This window comes from Plasticicumulans acidivorans, from assembly GCF_003182095.1.
GTDB classification, from domain to species: domain Bacteria; phylum Pseudomonadota; class Gammaproteobacteria; order Competibacterales; family Competibacteraceae; genus Plasticicumulans; species Plasticicumulans acidivorans.
Genome location: NZ_QGTJ01000002.1, coordinates 585,583 through 609,761 on the forward strand (window position 1 = coordinate 585,583; position 24,179 = coordinate 609,761).

Consider the following 24,179-nt stretch of genomic DNA (forward strand, 5'->3'; position numbering starts at 1 on the left):
GGCCGGGCATGGACACGCCGGTCTTCGTCAACCCGCCGGCGGCGGCCATCGCCGAGTGCCTGCGCCGCGTGCGCACCATCGCCGTGGTCGGTCTGTCGGCGCACCCCGGCCGGCCGAGCCACGACGTCGCCGCCGCGCTGCAGCGCATGGGCTACCGCATCCTGCCGGTCAACCCGGCGATCAGCGCGGCGCTCGGCGAAACCGCCTATGCCGATCTCGCCGCGCTGCCGCTGGTGCCGGATCTGGTCGAGGTGTTCCGCGCCCCGGAGCACGTCGCCGCGATCGTCGATGACTGCATCCGCCTGCGGCTGCCGGCGCTGTGGCTGCAGGACGGCGTCATCGATGCCGTGGCCGCCGCCCGCGCCCGCGCCGCCGGCATCTTCACGGTGATGGACCGCTGCGTCTGGCGCGATCGCGTGCGCCTCGACTGAAGCGGCCTCAGAACAGTTCGAGCTGCACCATGCGCGACTCGGGCTGCGGCGTTTCGAAGCCCGACACCGTCAGCCCGAGCAGGCGCACCGGCCGGCTCGCCACCTCGGTGCGCGCCAGCAGCGCCGGCAGCAGCGCGACGATCGCCTCGCGGCTGCCGAGGCTGGCATCGGCGACGGTCTGGCTGCGCGTGTGCGTCTCGAAGCCGGCGTAGCGCACCTTCAGCGTCAGCGTGCGCCCGCGCAGGCCGCGGTGCTGCAGGTCGCCGGCGACTTCCCCGGCGATGGCGTCGAGTTCGTCGCGGATGCGCAGCGGGTCGTCGAGGTCGCGGGCGAAGGTGGTTTCCGCGCCGAGCGACTTGCGCTCGCGGCTCGACTGCACCGGGCGCTCGTCCTCGCCCAGCGCGAGCTGCGCGTACCAGCGCCCGGCCTTGCCGAAATGCGCGACCAGCTCATCGACGCTGCGCAGCTTCAGGTCGGCGCCGGTGGCGATGCCGAGCGCGAGCATGCGCGCCTCGGTGGCGCGGCCGATGCCGTGGAAGCGGCCGATCGGCAGCCGCGCGATGAACGCCGCGCCCTGCTCGGGCGTGATCACCGTCAGCCCGTCCGGCTTGTCGAGATCGGAGGCGAGCTTGGCGAGGAACTTGTTGTAGGAGACTCCGGCCGAGGCGCTGAGCTGCGTCGTCGCCCGGATCGCCTGGCGCAGATCGCGGGCGATCAGCGTCGCCGAGCCGCGGCAGGTGCTGACGCCGCTGACGTCGAGATAGGCCTCGTCGAGCCCGACCGGCTCGATGATATCGGTGTAGCGCGCCAGCACGCCGTGGATCTGCCGCGAGACCTCGCGATACGCCTCGAAGCGCGGGCGCACGAACACCGCCTGCGGACACAGCCGGTAGGCCTGCGCACAGGGCATCGCCGAGCGGATGCCATAGCGCCGCGCCTCGTAACTCGCCGTCGCCACCACCCCGCGCCCCTGCGGATCGCCGCCGACCACCAGCGGCCGCCCGCGCAGCCGCGGATCGTCACGCTGCTCGACGGCGGCGTAGAAGGCGTCCATATCGACATGGATGATCTTGCGTTGAATTTTGTCATTCATGACAAATAGTTACTTTGTAGTTTTGAGTGCCTTTTCGCCTATATGTACCGTTAGATGTACCGTTTTTTCACTGGCTGACCTCGGACAGCCTCGGACGATTACGGACCTGCACACGCTTACTGCGGTGGCTGCGGGCGCTTGCGCAGGCTGAGCACGGGGCGCGGTGACGGGGTGTCGGTGGTGCCGGGGGCGGGCGCTGGTGGCGGGCTCTGGTCCGGTGCGGGCTTCGTCAGACGGCCAGCGCGGGCGCGTGTAATCACGGCAGCGGTGGCCGGGCGGCTGGTGGCGGGCGTCGGCTTGCCTGTGGCCTTGGCGGCAGCGCGTTGGCGGGCGCGGGTGGTGGCCTGTTCCTGCGCCTTCGCCTTCGCCTGCTCGGCCTTCCTGCGTCGCTCGGCACGGGCTGCTGTCGCGTTGCCTTCGACTTCGAGCCGGGCGCAGGCCTGCGCCTGGTGTTCGGTGGCTGGCGCCTCGACTGGCTGCCCGTCGAGGTTCACGCGCGGCCGGCCGGCGGCGACGGCCGCGACGTAGGTGCGCGACAGGCACCAGCGGCGCAGCGCCCACAGCACGGCCGGTGCATCGGCGGCCGGATCGGTCGCGATGTGCGCGGCGAGCGGTTCGCGGATGCCGATTGCGAGCGGTGCGACGGCACCCGGATCGGTGCCGAAGGCGGCCGGGAAGCGGCGGGCGAGGTAGTCGAGCGCGGCAGCGGTACGCGCGCGCTTGCTGGTCGGGTTCGGGTTCATGACAGCGAGACTCCGGCGCGCGGCTGATCGCGCCGCGCCGGGGCTGATGTTCGCAGACCCGGCGCGCGGGCGCAGCCTGTGAGGTTCCCGCTATTTCCCGATTGAGGTCGGAATATCCCGCTTTATTTCGGCGAACAGCACGGCTGCGCGGCCCTTTCCTCAGCCGTATCAGGCGCCGTCGCCGGCGGGCCGGTGTGCGCGCTGGCGGGAGGTGTCACAGCGGCGGCAGCGCCATCTGGGCGCTTGCGAGCTTCGGCCAGGATGTAGCGCACACGCCGTTCCGAGATTCCGAAGCGGCGCGCCAGCTCGATGAAGTTTGTTCCGTCGAAGCACTCGGCAATCAGCCGGTCGCGGCGTTCCCGATAAGTGCCGGACGTGATGTAAGGCGCGGTGCCGCCCCATGACTGGCTGACTTCCTCGACGATGCGCAGCGCGAGTGTGCGTGCTTCGTCCGCCGAAGCGCCAAGAATCCTCAAAGCCATCAATTCCGAAATGGCTTCAAGATGCTCCATGAATTCGTTTCCGGCTTTTCTTCTGCTCATGAATAACCAGAAAATGACTGATTTATAATAACTTTATAAAACAAGTCTGCATTCTATGGTTTTTTGACATATTCACGTCAAGTCGTCGAATTTAATCAACTTTCATCCGAAGCAGGCCGCAAGGTGCGGGACAGGCTGTGAAGCCGTGCGGCGGTGCGCGCGCGTTTGTGTAAGCCCCCTATGTCTCCAAAGTGGGGACTTTGGGGACTCGATGAAAACCGCCTTCCAGATCATCGGCTTACAAATGCGAGCACCCGAAATTCCGGGGACACGCCGGGGACATTTCCGGGGACACGACGGCTGGCTTCTGGGAGGTGTCCCCGGCAGAGTCCCCGAAAGTCCCCGTAAAGTCCCCACGATTTCGGCAAAGTGCCTTCACAAGCAAATGAATAAACAGCACTTTTTTTGCGAGTCCCCAAAGTCCCCAATTCTGGAACATAGGGGGCTTTCTGCAATTTCTGTTGCCGGGATGTAAAAAACCCGCCGGGGCAGATTGCACCGGCGGGCGCTGATCGGATCGGTTCTGGGCTCGGGTCTGGTGGCTGGCGTCGGGGAGGCTGCGCCGGTGGCTCGCGTGTGCGCTGCTCAACTGCCGCGCAGCGCGGACAGCGGCATGACCAGCAGCCGCGGCCGGGAGGTCTGCCCGTACACCGATATGCGACGGGTGTCGCGGCTGCGCAGGGCGCCGTTGTCGCCGGCTTCGTCGTTGCCCGGCAGCAGCCATCCGCGGTCGCGCAGCTGCTGCCACAGCGCGGCTTCGCGCAGCGCCAGCGGTGCGCCCATGCGATGCAGGGCTTCGGCGACGATGGCGAAGGCGGCCTTCGGGATCAGGTAGGCGTTGCCGTCGGTTTCCGACACCCAGCCGACGTGACGGCCGAGCACGAAGGTTCCGCGCCAGCCGTAAGCGGCTGCGTCGGTGCCGGGGCTGGCGGCGCTGTCCTTGTCGAGCAGGTGCGCTTCGCCGGCGGCGAGCAGGTCGGCGAGCGTGGCGCGGAAGGCTTCGGCTGGCTGCGCGGCGAGCACGCGCCGGGCATGGGCGCGGCCGACTTCCTGCAGGGTCTGCCAGCCGTCGGCCAGCAGCGCGTCGCCAGTGTCGGCATCGAGGGCGCCGACGGCCTGCCAGTGCGACACGGCGGCTTCGTAGCCGAGCATCAGGAACGCGAGCTGCGCCGGCATGCGATCGGTGAATCCGGCATCGAGCGCGGCGCGGCGCAGTTCGCGCCAGCGTTCGAGCGCGGCGGCCGTGCGCGCCGGGTAGTCGGCGGCGAGGCCTTGCACGTAGTCGGCGAGCGTGCGCGCCAGCAGGCCGGCGGCGGCGGCCTGTTGTGCCTGGTCGAGCGCGTCCACCTGTACGTCGCCCTTGTGCATGCTCAGGCCGAACAGGCGGCGCGTGGCGCTTTCGCCGGTCGGCCACTGTTCGGCGGTGGACAGGCACAAGCCCCGCGGCGGGCGATCGGCGCGCCGGCTCAGATCGGCGTTGCTGCGCCCGCGGGCCGACAGGTTGCCGGCGCTGCGGATGACGCGCTCGGCGGTCTGGTCGAGCTTCGCCTGATCGGCCGCGGTGCGCTGCGGCGCATAGTCGTCGATGACGGCGAGTGCGTCGGCGAGCGTGAACAGCTTGCCTTCGAGTGTGACGGCGGTGTCCGACCACTGCGCCGGCAGGTGGTGCAGGTCGATGCCGGCGCCGTAGTGCGCGGCCATGACCGCGCACAGGCTCGACTTCATCGCGCCCGACGGTGCCTGTAGCCACAGCAGCAGGTCGGGTTGCAGCGTGCGGAACAGCGGTGCCAGGTAGACGGCAGCGAGCTGCGGCACACAGACGGTATCCGGCGCGATCAGCGCCGTTGCCAGGCTGGCGCGGGCGGCTTCGAGCCGCTCGGCAGCGGTCGTACTCGGGGCCGGCAGCGCGTACAGGCTGCCGAGCCGGTCGAGTTCGACCGTCACGCCCTCGACCGCACCGGCAGCGCCGATGACGGAACCGGCAGACAGGTAACACCAGCCAGTGCCGGGCACTTCGCGCCAGCCGGTATGCGTGTAGATGACGCGCTCGGGCGGTGCGCCCTCGGCATGGGAAAGGAGCTGGATCGCCTCGCGCAGTCGCGGCCCAGCAGAGCGCTCGGCACTGACGTTGCAGCGCGAGCCCCATTCCTTCAGCGGCCAGTTCATCGCGGCGAACTGCTCGGCGCTCAGCGTTACCGGAGCAAGCTCGGCACCGGCGCAGCGCCCGGCAATGACGATGGCGCGGGCGCGGCCCTGTCCGTCGTCGCGCACGATCTCGGCGACGATCCGGGCCGAGAAGTTGGCGAGCATGCACTCCTGCACTTCCTCATCCTCGCCCCGCGTGCGTCGGACGATACGAAACGTCCCGCGCTCGGTGACGACGTAGGGCGGCGGCGCCTGCTGGTCGCGCTTCACGGCGCGCGTCGGCGCGGTCGCGCACTCGGCGAGCCAGGCATCCGGCACCGGCCCGGCGACGGTCTCGACGGCGGCGCTCAGGCGCGCGGCGAAGGCCTCGGCCGCGGCACCGTCCGGCAGTTCGCCGAAGCCGTCCCAGGTGAAGCCGGCGCCGGCGAGCGCGGCGGCGAGCCAGTCGGCGGCGCCGGCACCCTCGACTTCCGGCAGGCCGACCGGCGGCGCGCCCACGCAGTCGCAGACGCCGGCGAGCTGGTCGGCGACGCTGACGGCGTAGGCGCGGCCGGGCGCGTCGGCATCGGGCCAGATCAGCACACGCCGGCCAGCGGCGATGGCCTCGCGCAGTGGCTGCCAGTCGGCGCGGTCGGCAGCCTTCGAGCCCCCCGGCGCGGTGACGGCAGCGAGCCCGAGCCGGTGCAGGGCGCTGGCGTCCTTCTCACCCTCGACCACGAACAGCGGCCCGGCGGCGTCGAGCCAGTCGAGCCCGAACAGCGGGCGCGGCTCGGCGGCGGCGCCGGCCTTGAAGCGGCCGGGCGTGCCGTTGAGCCTGAAGAACGGCACGACCAGCTTGCCGCCGTCGGCACGCTCGAAGCGCGCGACGTAGCCGAGCGGTTCGGCACCGGGCGCTGGGCGGTAGGTCCAGCAATGGCGGAAGGCGGCAGGTTCGGTGTCGCCTTGGTCGCGCCAGGTGGCGGGGATGCACTCGGGGCGGCTCATGAGCGTGTCCTCCCGGCCAGCCAGCACGCGGCCAGCTCGTCGACCGTCGTGCGGAAGTCGAGCCCGTGCTGCGCCTGGTGGAAGGCGAGTACGTCCCCGCCCTTCGCGCCGCAGGCAAAGCAAAGGTACGCGCCGCTGTCGAGATTGACCCGGAACGATCCGCTCCGGTGGTCATCGTGGAACGGGCATAAGCCCCCATCCACCCAGCCGGCGGCGCGCCGGGGTGCGGGCATGCCGGGCAGGGCTTCTGCGTAGTAGGCGGCCGGGTCGATCGCGGCCTTGAGCACGTCTGCAGAAAGGCGGCTCATGGGCGCGGCTTCGTCATCGGCTGCAGGACGGCTTCGAGCCGTTCGACGCGCGCCGTCAGCGCGTCGAACCGGTCGAGCCACGGCGCCGGCGGGCGCATCGGCTGCGCGTGGGCAAGTGCCGCCCGCAGGCAATTTTCGGCATCGGCAGCAGGCGAGCACGGGCGCGGGCACTGCGGGAACGGAATGACCTTGCTCATGCAGCTGCGCCTCCCTTGCGGCCGGGATTCCCGCCAACGTGCGCCCACAGCGTGCGTGCCGTTTCCAGATCGGCCGCGAGCGCTTCGAGGGCGCCGGCGAGGTCCACCGCCATTAGCGGGAAGTCGTGCGTGTGCGCAGCATCCGCGGTCGCTGCGAGAAACGCGGCGCTGCGGGTGGCGCGCGACAGAATCAGGTCGAGCTTGTCGACCGCACCGGTGCCGGTACTGACGGCATCTGCGATCTGTTGAGCCAGTTCCGGCGTGATGGCGTGCGTCATGCGGCCTCCCCGTCGCCCAGGCTGGTGAACAGTTCGGCATCGGCCACACCGGCGCCGGCCTCGGCGTCCACCAGCGGCGCGGCGACGGCGTACAGCGCCAGGGCGAGCTGTGCCGCGGCGTGCGGGCTCAACGTGAACGGCCCGAGCGTGACACGGCCGGCGGCATCGAGGCGCGGCGCGAGGATCTGCGAGGCGCTGCCCTCCCGGCAGGTGACGGGCACGGTGATGCAGACGGGATCAGCCACGGCGCGCGCCCTCGACGGCGGTGCCGTCCTGGTCGAAGTCGAACAGGTAGGCCGCGGCGTAGTGGCGGGCGAAGTCCACCAGCGCGAAGCGCGCGAGCCAGTCGACCGAGCAGGTCGCGTCGGCACTGGCGATGCCTTGCAGCGTGGCGAAGGTGTCGCGCGGAATGGCGACGGTGAGCAGCACGGTTTTGCCGTGCAGGACGGGAACGGTTGCGGGCATGGTGCCTTCCTGTTGATCGCTTTCAGAGCGACCCCTGAACGGCAGGGGCGCCGGGAGGCTGAAAGCCGTCAACAGAACGGCGCGCGCTTTTCCCCTCGCGGGTGTCGTATCGGCGCGCCCTCCCGGCATGACTGGCGACGCCCGGCAAGGTGCCGGGCGCCCGTGGACCGGGCATGAAAAAACCGCCATGTCGGGGCGGGGTTCCGCTGTTGGGGAGCTTTCAGACTCCGGGGCGAAAGCCTGCCCGGCGCGGCGGCGGCCGGCCAGTTGAATGAGGCTATCCAATATCGCTTTGCGATAGGAAACGGTGAATTGGTGGTGCGGTCTTGATTCAGGCATCAGGCGGCACTCGGCAGGCACGCGCCGGCCAGCGCGCGACCGCCGGCGCGCAGCAGGATCAGGGGGCGATGGACTTGTACAGCCCGCGCCAGTCGAGCACCGCGCCGCCGTAGATGTGCCGAATCTTGTACGTGAGCTTGTCGAAGGCGAACAGGCTGCCGGCGGTTGGCAAGTCCTGCACGAACAGTTCCGGCTCCTCGACGCCGTGCAGGAAGCCGACTTCGATCGTCGGACACTGCTCGGGATTGGCCGACACGCACCAGTCGTTCGCATCGTTCCAGTACCAGACCGCACGCACGTCGAGCCGCTGCCGGTGTAGCCACTGCGCGACGGTCTGCTGCTGGCGCACGAACAGGTTGTAACCGGCCTCCTCCATCTCGAACGGCACCCACAGCACGCGCGGGCGGATGCCGAGCGGATCGCCATCGCTGTTGCCGGGCGCGGTGCGCTTCTGCATGGCGGCGATCGCTGCCGCCATCGCGGCGGCCGACAGGGGCGCACTCGCGAGGTTGCCGCGGCTCGCGTGGAACAGCGGCTGCCCGTCGTAGATCGGCAGATTGAGGCGCAGGAAGTCGAGCACGAAATGCCCGAGCGTGCGCGCCGCGGCTTCGGCAAGCCGCTTCGGGATCAGGCGCAGCGCGTGTACGTCGTCGTTCTGCACCATCTCCAGCGTGACGGATTCCAGCCCGCCGCGCTTGGTGACACTGTAGGTCGCGGTTTCGGTCGGTGGCGTGGTCAGGGCCGCGTAGGCCCCGCCCTCGAAAACGACGGGCAGTTCTCCGTAACCGCCCCAGCGCACGCGCTCCTGTGTGCGGAAGCTGTCCACGGGCACGACGGTTGCCAGGTCACGCCAGACGGTGAAGCGTGCCAGCCGCGCATCGGTGTACTCGCGCACCAGTTGCCGGCCCAGGGCAGCGCCGAGCACGTTCGCCCAGGCGCTGCTGTCGATGGCTTCGCGCAGTCGGCCGTCGGCTTCCTGGTTGCGCAGCAGCGCACGCAGCCGGGGCGGGTCGCTGCAATCAACGCGGCCCGTCACCCCCCGATCGCCGGTCAGGGTGATGTAGCACTCCCGCAGCGAAGTCACGGCGCGGTCGTTCGGATCGAACAGTGCCGCCAGCATCGGCGCGGCCTTCTCGGCGGCATCAACACTGGTGGTGATGCGCTTCATGCGTGCGCTCAGGCGGTTTTCATAGGTGCCGGGGACGTAGGACATGGGATTCCCTTGCAAGGCGTTTGCAGTGACGGAAAACGCTCAACGCGCCGAGTAGCCGGCCGCGATCAGCTCGCCGGCGAGTTCGTTCGCGATGGCGCCGGCGAGGCGGTCAAACTCAGCGCTGCGGCCGTCGACCAGCGGCGGGACTTCGCGCGCATCGTCCGGCGTGATCGTCGGCAGGCGGATGTCGCGGCCGAAGCCGTTCGAGTTGCCGCAGCGAAACCGCACCATCAGCGCCTGCACGGCGGCGAGCTGCGCCGCAAGGTCGGCCACCTCAGGCGCCTGCGCCTGGTAGCGCGCGGCCAACTCGGCGAACTGCTGTTCGAGGTGGCGGCCGAGTTCCTGCCGCGCGTGCATCGCAGCCTGGTCGAGTGCGGGCAGCATCGCGGTGATGCGGGCATTGATGCCGGCCGCGATTGCGCCGGCATCCGCTGCAGCACTGCGCAGCGGTTCGAGTTCGGCGGCGAGCCCGGCCGCACGCTGCGCGGCGCTGTCCTCGGCACTTAGACGGTGCTCGGTCAGTGCCTCGATGCGCAGCGCGTCGAGTTCCTGAATGCGTGTTTCAAGCTGCTGGCGGCGCAGCGCCTCGCCGGCGAGGGCCGCACGCAGCTTGGCGACCGATTCGCGCAGTGCGAAGTAGCTGCGCTGTTCGGGCGCCTGTTCGTTGCCGGCAGCGAAGGTGCAGATCAGCGGCTTGAGAGCGGCGGTCATGCGTTCGATGGTGGTGTGCATTGGGTTACTCCGAATAAGAAGTTACAGCCTGCGCCAAAAACGCCAGCAATTCCGCGCGCCTTAATTCCATTACACCAAGCTCCGCGAGCGCTGCCACGACTTCCGGCGACCGTGGCAAATTCCGAGATTGCGGATAGGCCTGCATAACTCGCTCTATTACGGCGCGGTTTTTCTTGAAATAGCGAGCCAGTGACGAACCGGAAACCTTGATGCCTTGTTGTTTTGCCCAGTCTGCCAAACGATCAATCTGGCAGTAATTCATGCGCGCGGCCTCCGCTTCGAGTTGCGCGCGCTGGTGATCCGGCAATAGCTCGATGGACGAAATACGGGCCATGTTCAGACCCTCGCATCCGACGTTGCCGGCAATGCGCCACGCGCCGCTAGCCACGCATTGACAGCCGGCACCGGCCAGCCGGAAACCTGCGTCGATAGCTTCACGGGCGCAGGGAAGGTGCCAGCGTTCGACATGTCGTAAAGCGTCGAGCGGCCGAGTCCGGTCAAGCCGTCCGGTTTGGCAAGGTCGGTGATTCGGTAGAAGCCGGCGGTCTTGAGGCCGGACGGGGCCGCGCTGCGCTTGTGCTCCTGCGCATCGGGCTTTGGTTTGCCCGCAGCCTTGGGCTTGCGTTTGCCGGCAGGCTTTGCGGGTGGGGCATGACGTTCTGCTGATGCGGGCATGGGCCGTCTCCGGTTGTAGACGGCGGCGAGGTGCGCGCCGTCTGGACGGATACGGATTATTTGATTGCCTGCCCCCGCAAAAAACTATGGTTTCTGCCGAAACCCGGATTTCGGCAGGAATCCGGGCGATTACTGCGGGTTCTTCGGGCGCCCCGGTGTGGTCGCTGCCAGTGGGGCAAGATGCTTGATCCACTCCCGCACGGTGCTTACAGCGGGCGGTTTGTGGCTTTTGCGTTCGTTGCGAATTCGGCTGACGATTATTTCTGATACTTGCCCTAATTTAAGAATGTCGGTCTCTGAATTGTTGCCCCATAAGTCCCGCGCGATTTCTTCCGCAAATGCCCGCAGCGAATCATTTTTTGCATTTGTTACTTTGGCTCCAAGCCTGCCGCGTTCGGCGGCCACTTCTGATCTTTCGTCAATTTCCCGTGATGGCGTCGAGCTGAACCACTGCCAAATCGCTGCCGTTTCCGGAAAAACCACAGCGCGCACTTCCGGGCGCTGCGCATCAAGCCAGGCGTGCAGGCTGTCGCGGAAGATCGGGCCGGGCTTCGCCGGATGCGCGATGAACACGCTTGCCGCCGTGATGTGGTGCGGATCGAAGCCGACGATGCGCCGTGCCATAGCAACCACGTCCAGCAGACTGCCGGGGACGGTTGTGCTGCGAGCAATCCAGACCTTCGGCGGAACACGCAAATTCTGCAGCCAGCGAAGCAGGTGTTCCGCGTACATGGCGCGATCCGCACACGGAAGGCTGGACAGAGGCTCATGATCCGGAGTCGCACCGGCGCAGGCCTCGGCGAGGGAATAGGCCGGAAGCCAGGTCACGCACCGATCGCGTTCGAGCAGATCGCAACAGGCGCCCTCCGACACGATGCCGCCGGCATCGGGACGGTAGAGCGCGTCGAGTAAGACAGCGAGCACGCGCTCGGTTTTGGCGCGGTCTGGCAGTTCGGCGAGTTCGATAACGCCAGCCAAGGGCAGCGCATCCACGTCAGCAAGCAGGCCGGCGCGCGCGCGCTCCGGCAACGTCAAGCAGTCAGTCCAGTCCATCCGCGCCCCTTCGAGCATCCCCTTCATCAAGGATCGCCGGGCCGGCCCGGTGAAGGGGTCCGGGGATTCGGGGGCCAGCCTAGGCCCGGCGCGGATGATGGTAGCGCCGGATGCTGATGGACGGCAGCGGCTGCGCCCGGACGGTGACGGGTTGTGCCTGGTCGGCTTGCGGCCCGTGCCGGTGCTCGCCGGCGAAGCCTGCGCCGTGCTGGGCCGATCGGGAGCCGCAAGGGTGGGGCGGGCGATGCGCGTGTGCATGGCTGGCGCTGGTGCACCGGTGCCAGAGCGCGGGGCAGGGTTCAGCGGTACAGGTCGCGCCGGTGCCGGACAGCTCAACCGTCCAGACCAAGACGGCGTTCCAGCTCGGCCAGCGACACCGTGCCTTCCTCGCCTTGAGCGATGCGCTCACGGGTTTGCAGCGCGGCTTCGGCCTGGTCGGTCAGCCGAGCGGCCGCGGCCTCGTCGCACCAGACTTCCCCGCAGGTATCGCAGATCAGCGCCGGCGCTGCCTCGATGACGGGGGTCATGCCGCCGCGCTCGAACAGCGCGGATGCGGTGCCGGGATTCAGCGTGCCGAACTGGCAGACGGGGCAGGGGCGCTTCATGTGGGCATCCGTCCGTGCGCCTCGGCGAGCGGACGCAGCACCAGTAGCAGGGCTTCACGCCCGCGGGGTTCGTCGGCTTCGGCGAGCGCGGCAGCGAGGGATGCGCTAGCAAACGCGGGATCGTTCCGAAGTTCTTTCATCAGCCGGTCGTGATGGCTGACCGATGCCCGGTCGCTGTTCATGCGTGTAGCGGCACCACGTTCGCCCCGCTCGCCTGTCCGATCAGCCGGCACAGGTGCCGGTCCCAGGCATCGAGCGCGGCGCGCATTTCGGCCTCGTAGCGGTGGCGGTTGTAGACGGCGACCAAGCCCCCGCGGTGGTGGTTCAGCACGCGCTCGCCCACCTCATCGGCCACGCCCAGGCGGGCAAGGCCGGTGCGGCAGGTGCGGCGCAGGTCGTGCGGCCGGAACGGTGCGAGGCCTGCGGCCGGTGATCCGGCCAGCGAGCGGCGCAGCAGGTTCGCCAGGGACTGTCCATGCAGGGTGCCGTCGGTGCCGCGACCGGGGAATACGAACGGGCCGTGTGCCGTCGCACGCCGCGCTTCGAGGATGTCGAGCGCGAGCCGGCCGAGCGGCACGGTATGCGCGCGACCGTTCTTGGTGCGCGCGGCCGGCAGGTACCAGAGCCGGGCGGGCAGGTCGAGTTCCGACCACGGCAGGCCGAGCACTTCGCCGGGCCGCTGCCCGGTCAGCAGGATAAGGCGCAGCGCGTCGCGCACGTTGCCGGACGTGGCACCGGATGCCAGCCAGCCCCACAACGTGTGCAGTTCGTCATCGCACAGCGCTCGTTCGCGCGGCGGCGCACGGTGCAAGGGCTTCAGCCCGGCGATCGGACTCGCTTCGATCAGGTCGCGCTCCGCGCACCAGTTGAGGAAGGTCGCGAATCGGGAGCGGACCATCTCGGCTTGATGCAGTGCGCCGCGCGCGCGGATGCCATCGAGCACGACGAGCACGTCGACGCGGCGCAGGTCGGCCAGTTTCAGCGTGCCGAGTTCGGGCAGCACGTAAGCGCCGATGTCGCGCTCGATGGCCTGTGGCCGGCGCAGCCGCGGGCGCACGTTCAGGGCCATGTAATCGGCGAAGGCCTCGGCGAGCGTCGGTGCACGGCGCTGTTCGATCGCCTGCGCGCGCGTGGCGTCGCGTGTCTCGCGGCGTTGGTCGAGCGGATCGGCACCGGCGGCGAGCTGCGCGCGGGCCGCAGCCGCAGCGGCGCGGGCATCGGTCAGACTCATATCCGGATAGCTGCCCAGGATCATCGGCCGGCGCCGGCCGTCCGCAGCCGTGTAGCGCAACAGCCAGGACTTCGCCCCGTTCGGGTAGACCATCAGCCCGAAGCCTGCGCCCTCGGCGACCGTGTAGCGCTCGGCCTTCGGCTTCAAGGCGCGCACCGCGGCATCGGTCAATCGCTTCGCTGCCATTCCGCGCCCCCTCGCGCTGCCCGGTTTGTTCATTCCATCGCGGTACATGCGCCGGTAGATGTACCGTCAGATGTACCGTTTGCGCGCCGGCTGGCCTCGGCCTTTCTCGGACGGTTCTGGACGGTACGCCGTGTTATTTTCCAATGAATCAGCGATTTGAGCGGTTAATTCTGACTATCGACGGACGCTCTCGGATGGCCTCGGACGATAGTTCATACAATATCGACATGGATGATTTTGCGGATCGGCTTGGGCGGAGCGTCGGTCACGGGTTGGCTGCGGCTCGGGTGCGTGCCGGTCAGTGGCGCTGTCGAGGAGGCCGCTGGAATGTACCGCGCCCGGCCGGCGTTTGCAGGCCGCATGGCGGGCCGGGCGGGATGCCCATGCGTGCCGCGTGTCGACACCGCATGCGGCGGCGCCCGGTGTTGGCGGCCTGGCGATGAGCGGAAATTTGCGGTGTCCGTGCAGAGGGCGGAGCACCCTGCGCGGCTGGCTGGCTCTCGTCATCCGGCCCGCCTGCCGCAACCGGCTGGCGGCCATAAAAAAAGCCGGCCTTGCGGCCGGCTGCAATCCCAGAAGTGATGCGCGCCCAGTGTGCCGGGCGCGCGGGGGGCTTGCCGTGCGTCAGCTCACAACGCTGAAGCCGTATTCCTGCGCGGCGTCTTCGATCCAGCTGAAGAAGTAGTCCGAGAAGCTGCGGCGGACGACGACTTCGAAGCCGTCGGCGAGCGGGCGCAGCAGCAGCGGGCACTTGGCGAGGTGGCTCTGTGCGCACTGGCCGACGCCGAAGGCGCGCGGGTGCAGATCGAGCGGGCAGCCCTTGGCCAGCACGTCGCGGGCGTTGCCGCCGCGCAGTTCGACCACGGTCTGGCCGCCGCTGATGTCGACCACCGAGGCGAACTGGCCGGCCAGCGCCTTGCGCAGCGCGGCTTCGAGCGTCGCGGCCTGCTCCGGTGCGGCGACCAGCAGCCATTCGTCGGGGCCGAGCCAGTACAGCGTCTGGTCGCCGGCGCTGGTGGTGGTGTTTGGCGTGAACGGCACCTCCAGCCCGAGCACCTGTTTGATCGCGGCAGCGAAGGCCGGATCGCTCTGCTCGCCGCGCAGGTTGAGGTGGCTGCAGAAGGCGCGCTCACGCAGGATCACACCGGCATCGGCACGGGCGTCGAGCTGGAAGCCGACGAGCGGACTTTGAAGACGGACGGCCTCAGACATTCTGGTGGGCTCCTTCGGGATCGATGAACACGGGCTTGCAGATCGTCGCGCTGACGACGCGGCCGTCGCCGAGCGGCGCGTGCAGGGTTTCGCCCATGCGCTTGAAGCCGTCTTTGACCAGCGCCATGGCGATCGAGCGCCCGCAGTTGGCCGACCAGTAGCTGGAGCTGACGTGGCCTTCCATCGGGTTGGGGATCGGCGCGTTGGGGTTTTTAACCAGCTGCGCGCCTTCCGGCAGCACCACGTTGGGGTCGCTGGTGAGCAGGCCGACCAGCTGCTTGCGGTCGCTGCGCGCGGTGTCGGGGCGGCTGAAGGAACGGCGGCCGATGAAGTCGCCGGTCTTCTTGATCGCCCAGCCCATGCCGCAGTCCTGCGGCGTCACCGAGCCGTCGGTGTCCTGGCCGACGATGATGAAGCCCTTTTCGGCACGCAGCACGTGCATGGTCTCGGTGCCGTAGGGGGTGATGTCGAACTCGGCGCCGGCGGCCATCACCGCGTCCCAGACCTGGCGGGCGGCGTTGGCGTTGACGTTGATCTCGTAGGACAGCTCACCGGAGAAGCTGATGCGCACCACGCGCGCCGCCACGCCGGCGGCGGTGCCTTCACGCAGCGCCATGAACGGGAAGGCTTCCTTGGAGAAGTCGATGTCCGGGCAGACGCGGCTGACCACTTCGCGGCTCTTCGGGCCGACCACGGCGATGGTCGCCCAGTGGTCGGTGACCGAGGTCAGACGCACCTTCATGTGCGGCCACTCGGTCTGCAGCCAGCGCTCCAGCCAGGTCATCACCCGCGCGGCGCCGCCGGTGGTGGTGGTCATCACGAAGTGATTCTCGGCGAGGCGCACGGTGACGCCGTCGTCGAAGATCATGCCGTCTTCCTTGAGCATCAGGCCGTAACGGGCCATGCCGATGCCGAGCTTCTTCCAGGCGTTGGTGTAGATCAGGTTGAGGAACTCGGCGGCGTCCTCGCCCTGGATGTCGACCTTGCCGAGGGTGGAGGCGTCCATCAGCGCCACGCCGTTGCGCGCGGCCAGGCACTCGCGGTTGACCGCGGCGTGCATGTCCTCGCCGGGGCGCGGGTAGTACCAGGGGCGCTTCCACTGACCGACGTCTTCGAACTTGGCGCCGTGCTCGACGTGCCAGCCGTGCAGCGCGGTCTTGCGGATCGGGTCGAACAGCTCGCCGAGATCGCGGCCGGCGATGGTGCCGAAGGTCACCGGCGTGTAGTTCGGGCGGAAGGTGGTGGTGCCGGTTTCCGGCAGCGTCTGTGCCAGCGCCTCGGCGAGCACCGCCATGCCGTTGATGTTGCCGAGCTTGCCCTGATCGGTGCCGAAGCCGAGCGCGGTGTAGCGCTTGGTGTGCTCAATCGACTGATAGCCCTCGCGCGCGGCCAGGCGGATGTCGGAGACGCCGACGTCGTTCTGGAAGTCGATGAAGGCCTTGCTGCCGCGGCCCGGCTTGGCCGGCGAGGGCACGCGCCACAGCGCCAGCATCGGTTGTTCGAGCGGGTCGCGCACCTCGGGGGTGGCCGGCACGCCGGTCTCGAAGTCGGCGAGTTGCGCGGCCTGGGCACCGGCGGCAAGGCCGCCGGCGAGCGCGGCATTGAGCGTGAACTCACCGGCGCAGGCGCCGACTGAGACTTCCGCCTGCACCGGCTTGCCGGGCAGGAAGCAGGCTTTCTCGTCGCTCCAGATCGCCTTGGCGCAGGACTGCGAGGACAGGTGGATGACCGGGCTCCAGCCGCCGGAGATCGCCAGCAGGTCGCAGTCGAGCGCCTGGGCGCTGCCGCCGACTTCGCCGTTGGCGGTCAAGCCCATCACCTGCACGCCGCTGATGCGCTTGCCGCCGCGCGCTTCGGTGACCACCGAGGCGTCGATGATGCGGATGCCGGCGGCACGCGCAGCCAGCGGCAGCTCGCCCTGCGGATTGCTGCGCGGATCGACCACGGCGACGACGTTGACACCGGCGGCGTGCAGATCCAGCGCGCTCTGGTAGGCGCTGTCGTTGTTGGTGAACACCACCGCCTTGTCACCGAGGCGCACGGCGTAGCGGTTGGTGTAGGTCGACACCGCGCCGGCCAGCATCACGCCCGGCAGGTCGTTGTTGCCGAACACCAGCGGCCGCTCGTGGGCGCCGGTGGCGAGCACCACGCGCTTGGCACGCACCCGCCACAGCCGCTCGCGGTTGGCGCTGCGGGCCCGCAGCGGCAGGTGGTCGTTGAGGCGCTCGGCGATGGTCAGGAAATTGTGGTCGAGGTAGCCGTAGACGGTGGCACGCGGCAGCACGCGCACTTCCGGCAGCGTCGCCAGCTCGGCCAGCGCGGCGCTGACCCACTCGGCGGCGGGCTGGCCGTCGATGGTCTGCGTGCTCGCCAGCAGGCTGCCGCCCATCTCCGCCTGCTCGTCGGCGAGGATCACGCGCGCCCCGCTGCGCCCGGCCGCCAGCGCCGCGGCCAGACCGGCCGGACCGGCACCGACCACCAGCACGTCGCAGTGGGCGTTGGTCTTTTCATAGCGGTTCGGATCGTGATCGACCGGGGCGACACCGAAGCCGGCCGCCTTGCGGATGTAGTGCTCGTAGTGCTTGGTCCAGAAGGACTTCGGCCACATGAAGGTCTTGTAGTAGAAGCCGGCCGGGATCATGCGCGCGAACCAGCCGTTGATCGCCATGGCGTCGAACTCGACGCTCGGCCAGGCGTTGACGCTGCTGGCCTTGAGGTCTTCGTAGAGCTCGATCTGCGTGGCGCGGGCGTTGGGCACCGCGTAGGCGCCGGTTTCGAGCTGCAGCAGCGCGTTCGGCTCCTCGGCACCGGCGGCGATGACGCCGCGCGGCCGGTGGTACTTCCAGGAGCGCGCCAGCAGGTGCACGCCGTTGGCGAGCAGGGCCGAGGCGACGGTGTCACCGGCGCAGCCCTGATAGGTCTTGCCGTTGAACGTGAAGTTGACCGGCGTGGCGCGGTCGATGCGCCCGCCCCGGTCGAGGCGTTTGGCCTGGGCGCTCATGCCTCACCTCCGGCCGGGGTTTCGCCCGGCTTGTAAACAGCTTTGATCTCGTAGGTCACGGTATTGCGAATGACGTTGAACCAGCGGCGGCAGCCATAGGTGTGCACCCACTGCTCGGCGTGATCGCCCTTGGTGTTGGTGCGGTAGAAGACGTAATCGGCCCACTCGGCGTCGCTGAGGGCGTCGGGGTCCTTCGGGCGGACGATGTGGGCCTCGCCACCGCAGGAGAACTCGCTCTCCGCGCGCGGCCCGCACCAGGGGCAGGTGATCAGCAGCATGTTTCGACTCCTTGCCGTGGCCCCGCCGGCGCGGGACCGGGCAATGCAGGAAGGATCGCGACAGATAAGGGTTTCAGTGGGCGACGGCCGAGGCGCCGTGCTCGTCGATCAGCGCACCGCTGATGTGGCGATCGAGCGCGAACGGTGCGGCCAGCGGGTGCGGCTCGCCCTTGGCGATGGTGTGGGCGAACACCCAGCCCGAACCCGGCGTGGCCTTGAAGCCGCCGGTGCCCCAGCCGCAGTTGATGAACAGATTCTTCACCGGCGTGGTGCCGACGATCGGGCAGGCGTCGGGGGTGACGTCGACGATGCCGCCCCACTGGCGGTTCATGCGCACGCGCGACAGGCTCGGGAACAGCTCGACGATCGGCGACAGCGTGCCTTCGATGACGTTGTAGCTGCCGCGCTGGCCGTAGCCGCAGTACTGGTCGATGCCGGCGCCGATCACCAGGTCGCCCTTGTCGGACTGGCTGATGTAGCCGTGCACGGCGTTGGACATCACCACCGTGTTGATGCACGGCTTGAGCGGCTCGGAGACCAGCGCCTGCAGCGGGTGGCTTTCCACCGGCAGGCGCAGGCCGGCCATTGCCGCAACCACGCCGGAGTGACCGGCGGCGACCATGCCGACCTTCTTCCCCTTGATGAAGCCGCGCGAGGTGTCGACGCCGATTACCATGCCGTTTTCGATGCGGATGCCGGTGACTTCGCAGTTCTGGATGATGTCGACGCCGCGGCTGTCGGCGGCGCGGGCAAAGCCCCAGGCCACGCCGTCATGGCGGGCGTTGCCGCCGCGCGGCTGGAAGGTCGCGCCGACGATCGGGTAGCGGGCGCTCGGCGAGATGTCGATCAGCGGCTCCAGCGCCTTGACCTGCTGGGCGTCGAGCAGCAGGGCGTCGATGCCGTTGAGGCGGTTGGCGTTGACGCGCCGGGCGGCGTCACGCATGTCCTGCAGGGTGTGGCAGAGGTTGAGCACGCCGCGCTGGCTGAACATCACGTTGTAATTGATGTCCTGCGACAGGCCTTCCCACAGCTGCATGGACTTCTCGAACAGGTTCGCCGCTTCGTCCCACAGGTAGTTCGAGCGCACGATCGTGGTGTTGCGGCAGGAGTTGCCGCCGCCGATGCGGTTGCGTTCGAGCACGGCGATACTGCGCACGCCGCACTCCTTGGCGAGGTAATAGGCAGTCGCCAGACCGTGGCCGCCACCGCCGATGATGATCACCTCATACTCGGATTTGGGCTCCGGGTTGCGCCAGTGCGCCTGCCAGTTTTCGTGATAGCTCATCGCGTTGCGCGCGATGCTGAAGATCGAGAATTTCATGACGTCCTCGGGGGAGATCGCTTCGATGCGGGAACACGGGCCGCTGTCCACCGCGAAACCGTGATTCCAGCTTACGCCGCGAAGCCTTTCGGACTTGTGCATTCACGACACCGGGTTGCTCCGGAGCGACCCGCCCGCGCGGGCGGCCTGGCGCAGTGCAGCAGGGCGACAGCCAGCGCTTGCGGCTGTCGCACGATGCAGTTGCCATGCGGTTTGGCTGAGTCTCCCGGGCCGGGCCGGGGCGCGTCATCGAGGCCGGCGGCGACCCGCGGTGCTGTCCGTGGCCGCCGCCGCAGGAGCGAAATGCGACGTGCCTGCGCGCGTGGCGCTCAAGCCGCCGGCTGGCCGCCGCTGGCGATCCAGCGGGCGATGCCCGGCCAGTAGTCGCGCAGCGTGTGCGAGCCCATGAACAGGCCGATGTGGCCACCCGGCACCAGCTGGCTGCTGATCTGCGCCGGCGGCGTGCCGAGGTACTTACGGGCGTCGAATACCTGCTCCTTGGTGGTGATGTCGTCGCTCTCGCCGGCCAGCAGGTAGACCGGGCAGCGCACGTCGTGCAGATCGAGCTTGCGGCCGAGGCCGACGAACTCGCCGCGGGCGAAGCGGTTTTCCTTGAACAGCTGCACGATCGCCTGCATGTACCAGCGCCCCGGCAGATCGACGGTGCTCTCGTACCAGCGCTCGAACGTTTCGGTCTTGCTCAGGTAGGCCGGGTCGTCGACGTGCTCCCACAGATCGATGTACTTGCGCAGGTACTGCTGCTCGGGGTGCATGTTCTTCCAGCCCTGCAGCATGAAGCGGCCCTTCATCACGCCGCCGCCGAGTTCGACCAGCTGCGCGTAGACCTCGGTCGGGGTTTCCAGCGCCATGCGCTTGATCGGGCCGTCGCCGGCGGCGGTGTCGATCGGCGCGCCGGCGAGCACCAGCGTGTTGACCTTGTGCGGGAAGCGCGCGGCGAGCATCGCCGACATCCAGCCGCCCTGGCACAGGCCGACCAGATTGACCTTGCCGCCGAGATCGTCGATGCAGACGTTGAGCTCGGCCAGGTAGTGGTCGATGTCGTAGTCCTTCATCTCCGGCGTCGCGCTCTTCCAGTCGGTGACGCAGACCTGCGTCAGGCCGTTGCCGAGCAGCGTCTCGACCAGGCTCTGGCCGCGGTGGTAGTCGGCGATCACCGCGGTGTGGCCGGCGAAGGGCGCATCGACCAGCGTCGGGATTTCGCCGGCGGCGGCGTTCACGGTGAAGTCGCGCAGGCGCAGCGTGTGCAGGTCGAGGCGGATCTGGTTGGGCGTGGCGAATTCGGCCCGCAGGTCGTAGTCGATTTTTTCGGCTTCGAGGGCGAAGGCCGCGTTGCGCGCGACCAGGTCTTCACCGGCTTCGATGGCGGCGGCAACGCCGGCCAGTGGCCAGAACAGCGGCAGGCTGTTTTCACTGGCACTGAGGGTGTCAGTCGAGGGGGTTTTATCCATGGGGCATGGCTCCGTATCAGCGGGGGAGATGCACCACTGCGGCTTGGGGCGGGCGCCCGCCGTGGGCGTACGGCCAAAGCCGTTGGTGCCGGTGCAACGGCATGCGAGGGTGCGCTGCACCTGACAGCGACCGTGCGCCGGGGCGAGTGTTCCCCGACAAATGGGTGACGGCCATCACGCGGTGCACTGCCACGTACTTGAGGGCTCCGCGGCAATTTGCAATAAGTCCCTGCCGGCATGCGGGGATAGACACGCTGGCATCGACAATCGCTGACACATGGCCGAATGGCCATACTGACGAGGAGCTCATGGCTACCATTTATATTGAGGTAGTGGATTCACCCTTCCCGGTGCCGAATGCCAATCGCGTGCATTACGTGGAGGTCGAGCCGTTTCCGAATCCGACCAGCATCTACACCATCACCCTTAATGGTGTCGTGACGACTTACACCGGTGTGAAGCTTGAAACCATTCCGGCTAACACCGCCTGTTACGTCACACTGAAACTGGACGGCAGCCCGCTAAGGGTCACGGTCTGATTCGGAGGCGGGTCATGCACGGGCGGGCGCAACAGACGGGCGACACGCGTGGGGCGGTGCGGCATCGGCCGTCCGACGGGACCGTCCTGAATGAGCGCTCGCCGCGTGCATGGTGCTGGGTGCTGCTGCTGCTGCCGTTGCCGGCACTGGCTGATGTCGTGCGCGACGGCAGCATCGGGCCGTCCGGCGGCGCCATGGCGCCGTCCGGCGGTGTCTACGACATCAATGCCGGTCTCGGTGCACAGCGTGGCGGCAACCTGTTTCACAGCTTCAGCCGCTTCAATCTGCTCAGCGGTGAGCGGGCGCAGTTCAGCGGGCCGGATTCGGTGCGCAACGTCATCGCCCGCGTCACCGGTGGCAGCGCCTCGTCGATCGACGGCACGCTGGCGTCGTCGATTCCCGGCGCGGCGCTGTATTTCCTCAATCCGGCCGGCGTCATCTTCGGGCCTAACGCGGCCCTCGACGTGCAGGGTTCGTTTCATGCTTCAAGCGCGCATACGCTGCGCTTCGCCGATGGTTCGGTCCTCGATGCCGGCAGCGACACGGCGCCGGTGCTGAGCAGCGCCGAGCCGGCTGCTTTCGGTTTCCTTGCCGGCAGGGCGACGCATGCCGTCGTGCTCAACGGCAGTCGTTTAGAAGTGGGCAGCGGCGCGACGCTGAGCGTGGTCGGCGCCGATGAAGCCGGCGGCGGTGCCGGCGTCGTGCTCAACGCCGCCCATCTGCTGGCCGACGACGGCCGGGTGCAGCTCGGCAGTCTCGACGGCGTCGGCGAATTCACCTTCAGTACCACCGCGCCCGCCCTGAGCGGTGCGGGCGGCGGCATCAGCCTGCTCGGTGCGGCCTCGGTCAACGCCGGCGGACCCGAGGGCGCGGCCTATCTGCGCGGCGGCGAGATCCGCATCGACGAGGGCAGCCATGTCGGCAATCGCGGTGACGGCCCCGGCCCGAGCTACACCGGCGGTCTGGTCGACATCGCCGGTACGCGCGTCAGTGTTGCCGGTGGCGCCTATCTCGATGCCGGTCGCGTCGCGGGGGATGCCGGCACGATCCGCGTGCGCGCGAGCGAGAGTTTCACGCTGAGTGACAGCTACAGCGGCCTGTTCGCCGAGTCCTTCGGCTTTACCGACACGGATGGCACCTTCGTGCTGCACGGCAATGGCGGCACCATCGACGTCACGGCGCCGTCGATTCGACTCGGTGACGATACGTACGTCGATGCTCGCTCGTTGCTCAGCTACAGTGCGCTGTTCGACGATTGGGTGTGTTCGCCCGTCAGCTGTCCGCCGGCGCTCAGTCCCAGCGCGGCGCGCTCGCGCATCGCCAGCGGCCATGGCCTGCTGATCGACGGCCGCGGTGGTAACGTGCGCTTTGATGCGGGGGACGGCGAGATCGTCACCAGCGGCAGTCGTTCGGTGATTACCACCAACGCTGGTGGTTCGGTCGAGATGCACGCCGGGCAGGTGTCGATCGGCTCCCTGATCGACGCCACCGCCACCAACGACACGCGTGGCGCTGGCCATATTGCCGTTGATGCCGGCAGCATCACGCTGGATCAAGGCTACCTGCTGGCGTCGGGGTCATCGTCGCCGTCATCGACCAGCGGTGATATCCGGTTGCATGCCAGCGGCGACCTCCAGCTGAACAATTACAGCCTGGTGCAGAGCCTCAGTACCGGAACGACGGCGGGCGGCACGATCGACATTGCCGCCGGACGCTTGGCGCTGAATGGCAGCAGCAGCCTGTCGACCACCAAGCTCGGTGGTGGTGATGGCGGTGGCGGCATCGTCATCCGCGCCGATTCCGTCGATATCGGCGAGCACAGCTCGATCCTGGCGAATACCTACGGCAGTTATGGCGGTGAGGGCGAAACCGACGTCGACATCGAGGCACGGCAGATAAGCGTGCACGATGGCGGGCGCATCGAGAGCTCCAGCTATGCTACCAGCGGCAGTTCGACGACACGCACCCGCATCGTCGCCAGTGAGTCGCTCAGCATCGACAGTGGCGGCATCTTCAGTCAGGCCTACGCCACTGGCGATGGCGGTCGCATCGACATCACGGCGCCGCAACTGAGCCTGAGCGGAGGCGCACAGATCAGTGCTTCGACGCGTGCCGCCGGCGCAGCCGGCAGCATCGATGTGCAGTCCGAGCGCATCACCCTCGATGGCGAAGGAACGGCGATCGCCACCGACACCGTCGCGCACGGCGCCAGCGGCAACGTCAATCTGCAGGGCACGACGCTCAGCCTCAGCGACGGCGCGCGCATCAGCGCCTCGACCTACGACCTCGGCGCGGCGGGCGTCGTGCGCCTGGAGTTCTCTGCGATCACGCTCGATGGCGCTTCCAGCGTGCAGGCACGTACCGCCGGCGCCGGCGCCGGCGCCGGCGGCGCCGTCGACGTCTACGCCGACACGCTCAGCGTGCGCGGCGGCTCAAGCCTCGGCAGCAGCAACCGCATCGATGGCGTCATCGGCAGCGGCGCGGCCGGCAGCGTCAGCATCCACGCCGGCACGCTGACGCTGAGCGGGGCGGGCAGCGAGATCGCCAGCACCACCGAAAGCAGCGGCGCCGGCGGCAACATCAATCTGCAGGGCACGACGCTCAGCCTCAGCGACGGCGCGCGCATCAGCGCCTCGACCTACGACCTCGGCGCGGCGGGCGTCGTGCGCCTAGACTTTGCGTCGATCACGCTCGATGGCGCTTCCAGCGTGCAGGCACGCACCGCCGGCGCCGGCGCCGGCGGCGCCGTCGACGTCTACGCCGACACGCTCAGCGTGCGCGGCGGTTCAAGCCTCGGCAGCAGCAACCGCATCGACGATGTCATCGGCAGCGGCGCGGCCGGCAGCGTCAGCATCCACGCCGGCACGCTGACGCTGAGCGGGGCGGGCAGCGAGATCGCCAGCACCACCGAAAGCAGCGGCGCCGGCGGCAACATCAATCTGCAGGGCACGACGCTCAGCCTCAGCGACGGCGCGCGCATCAGCGCCTCGACCTACGACCTCGGCGCGGCGGGCGTCGTGCGCCTAGACTTTGCGTCGATCACGCTCGATGGCGCTTCCAGCGTGCAGGCACGCACCGCCGGCGCCGGCGCCGGCGGCGCCGTCGACGTCTACGCCGACACGCTCAGCGTGCGCGGCGG

25 protein-coding genes are annotated in these 24,179 nt (G+C 68.7%); 3 read left to right on the forward strand and 22 right to left on the reverse strand.

The features are described from left to right. Positions 1–8 precede the first annotated feature (8 nt). Positions 9–431, forward strand: coding sequence for a CoA-binding protein (locus tag C7443_RS05350; RefSeq protein ID WP_110017518.1), 423 nt, complete (start codon positions 9–11; stop codon positions 429–431). 7 nt (positions 432–438) lie between these two features. On the opposite strand, the gene dinB is transcribed toward C7443_RS05350, so the two are convergent. The 22 genes from dinB to C7443_RS05455 form a co-directional block, all read right to left on the reverse strand. Beyond that, entirely contained in the window at positions 439–1,524 is a 1,086-nt protein-coding gene (gene dinB, locus C7443_RS05355; RefSeq protein WP_110017519.1) for a DNA polymerase IV, read from the reverse strand. A gap of 116 nt (positions 1,525–1,640) precedes the next feature. Then, a complete protein-coding gene (locus C7443_RS05360; RefSeq protein ID WP_110017520.1) occupies positions 1,641–2,267 on the reverse strand; it encodes a ProQ/FINO family protein in 627 nt (208 codons plus the stop codon). Positions 2,268–2,389: 122 nt separating this feature from the next. Next, positions 2,390–2,779: a Mor transcription activator family protein gene (locus tag C7443_RS05365; RefSeq protein ID WP_170123500.1), complete on the reverse strand. Its 390-nt coding sequence runs from the start codon at positions 2,777–2,779 to the stop codon at positions 2,390–2,392. A gap of 615 nt (positions 2,780–3,394) precedes the next feature. Continuing rightward, entirely contained in the window at positions 3,395–5,938 is a 2,544-nt protein-coding gene (locus tag C7443_RS05370) for a hypothetical protein (protein WP_110017522.1), read from the reverse strand. Then, on the reverse strand, positions 5,935–6,246 hold the full coding sequence (locus tag C7443_RS05375) for a CHC2 zinc finger domain-containing protein (RefSeq protein ID WP_246004561.1): 312 nt from the start codon (positions 6,244–6,246) through the stop codon (positions 5,935–5,937). Before C7443_RS05375 ends, C7443_RS05370 begins: the two co-directional genes overlap by 4 nt. Beyond that, complete coding sequence (locus tag C7443_RS05380) at positions 6,243–6,443, reverse strand: hypothetical protein (RefSeq protein ID WP_110017523.1); 201 nt, start codon at positions 6,441–6,443, stop codon at positions 6,243–6,245. Before C7443_RS05380 ends, C7443_RS05375 begins: the two co-directional genes overlap by 4 nt. Beyond that, positions 6,440–6,721: a hypothetical protein gene (locus C7443_RS05385; protein WP_110017524.1), complete on the reverse strand. Its 282-nt coding sequence runs from the start codon at positions 6,719–6,721 to the stop codon at positions 6,440–6,442. The genes C7443_RS05380 and C7443_RS05385 overlap by 4 nt, the downstream gene beginning before the upstream one ends. After that, positions 6,718–6,966: a hypothetical protein gene (locus C7443_RS05390; RefSeq protein WP_110017525.1), complete on the reverse strand. Its 249-nt coding sequence runs from the start codon at positions 6,964–6,966 to the stop codon at positions 6,718–6,720. The genes C7443_RS05385 and C7443_RS05390 overlap by 4 nt, the downstream gene beginning before the upstream one ends. Further along, a complete protein-coding gene (locus tag C7443_RS05395) occupies positions 6,959–7,186 on the reverse strand; it encodes a hypothetical protein (protein ID WP_110017526.1) in 228 nt (75 codons plus the stop codon). The genes C7443_RS05390 and C7443_RS05395 overlap by 8 nt, the downstream gene beginning before the upstream one ends. Positions 7,187–7,583: 397 nt before the next feature. Further along, positions 7,584–8,738, reverse strand: coding sequence for a phage major capsid protein (locus tag C7443_RS05400; RefSeq protein WP_110017527.1), 1,155 nt, complete (start codon positions 8,736–8,738; stop codon positions 7,584–7,586). A 39-nt stretch (positions 8,739–8,777) separates the two neighbouring features. Then, on the reverse strand, positions 8,778–9,470 hold the full coding sequence (locus C7443_RS05405) for a hypothetical protein (protein WP_110017528.1): 693 nt from the start codon (positions 9,468–9,470) through the stop codon (positions 8,778–8,780). Positions 9,471–9,474: 4 nt separating this feature from the next. Further along, positions 9,475–9,804 (reverse strand): phage protein Gp27 family protein, encoded by a 330-nt coding sequence (locus C7443_RS05410; RefSeq protein WP_110017529.1) that lies wholly within the window; start codon positions 9,802–9,804, stop codon positions 9,475–9,477. 2 nt (positions 9,805–9,806) lie between these two features. Beyond that, entirely contained in the window at positions 9,807–10,145 is a 339-nt protein-coding gene (locus C7443_RS05415; protein WP_110017530.1) for a helix-turn-helix transcriptional regulator, read from the reverse strand. A 129-nt stretch (positions 10,146–10,274) separates the two neighbouring features. Further along, on the reverse strand, positions 10,275–11,225 hold the full coding sequence (locus C7443_RS05420; RefSeq protein WP_110017531.1) for a hypothetical protein: 951 nt from the start codon (positions 11,223–11,225) through the stop codon (positions 10,275–10,277). Positions 11,226–11,530: 305 nt separating this feature from the next. Beyond that, entirely contained in the window at positions 11,531–11,803 is a 273-nt protein-coding gene (locus C7443_RS05425; RefSeq protein WP_110017532.1) for a type II toxin-antitoxin system MqsA family antitoxin, read from the reverse strand. After that, entirely contained in the window at positions 11,800–11,985 is a 186-nt protein-coding gene (locus tag C7443_RS19810; RefSeq protein WP_146213236.1) for a hypothetical protein, read from the reverse strand. Before C7443_RS19810 ends, C7443_RS05425 begins: the two co-directional genes overlap by 4 nt. Further along, on the reverse strand, positions 11,982–13,253 hold the full coding sequence (locus C7443_RS05430; RefSeq protein ID WP_170123501.1) for a tyrosine-type recombinase/integrase: 1,272 nt from the start codon (positions 13,251–13,253) through the stop codon (positions 11,982–11,984). The genes C7443_RS19810 and C7443_RS05430 overlap by 4 nt, the downstream gene beginning before the upstream one ends. A 591-nt stretch (positions 13,254–13,844) precedes the next feature. Next, positions 13,845–14,432 (reverse strand): sarcosine oxidase subunit gamma, encoded by a 588-nt coding sequence (locus tag C7443_RS05435; RefSeq protein WP_110017534.1) that lies wholly within the window; start codon positions 14,430–14,432, stop codon positions 13,845–13,847. Beyond that, complete coding sequence (locus C7443_RS05440; protein ID WP_110017535.1) at positions 14,425–17,433, reverse strand: sarcosine oxidase subunit alpha family protein; 3,009 nt, start codon at positions 17,431–17,433, stop codon at positions 14,425–14,427. The genes C7443_RS05435 and C7443_RS05440 overlap by 8 nt, the downstream gene beginning before the upstream one ends. After that, on the reverse strand, positions 17,430–17,711 hold the full coding sequence (locus C7443_RS05445; RefSeq protein ID WP_110017536.1) for a sarcosine oxidase subunit delta: 282 nt from the start codon (positions 17,709–17,711) through the stop codon (positions 17,430–17,432). Before C7443_RS05445 ends, C7443_RS05440 begins: the two co-directional genes overlap by 4 nt. Positions 17,712–17,784: 73 nt before the next feature. Next, the gene (locus C7443_RS05450) at positions 17,785–19,032 is read right to left on the reverse strand and encodes a sarcosine oxidase subunit beta family protein (protein ID WP_110017537.1); all 1,248 of its coding nucleotides are present in this window, start codon (positions 19,030–19,032) and stop codon (positions 17,785–17,787) included. Positions 19,033–19,361: 329 nt separating this feature from the next. Beyond that, positions 19,362–20,501 carry an alpha/beta fold hydrolase gene (locus C7443_RS05455; protein WP_110017538.1) on the reverse strand — a complete coding sequence of 380 codons (1,140 nt, stop codon included), beginning with the start codon at positions 20,499–20,501 and terminating at the stop codon, positions 19,362–19,364. Positions 20,502–20,809: 308 nt separating this feature from the next. Between C7443_RS05455 and C7443_RS05460 the strand changes: the two genes are divergently transcribed. Continuing rightward, positions 20,810–21,040 carry a hypothetical protein gene (locus C7443_RS05460; protein ID WP_110017539.1) on the forward strand — a complete coding sequence of 77 codons (231 nt, stop codon included), beginning with the start codon at positions 20,810–20,812 and terminating at the stop codon, positions 21,038–21,040. A 119-nt stretch (positions 21,041–21,159) separates the two neighbouring features. Continuing rightward, positions 21,160–24,179: filamentous hemagglutinin N-terminal domain-containing protein (locus tag C7443_RS05465; protein ID WP_170123502.1), on the forward strand; the 3,020-nt coding region annotated here is incomplete at its 3' end.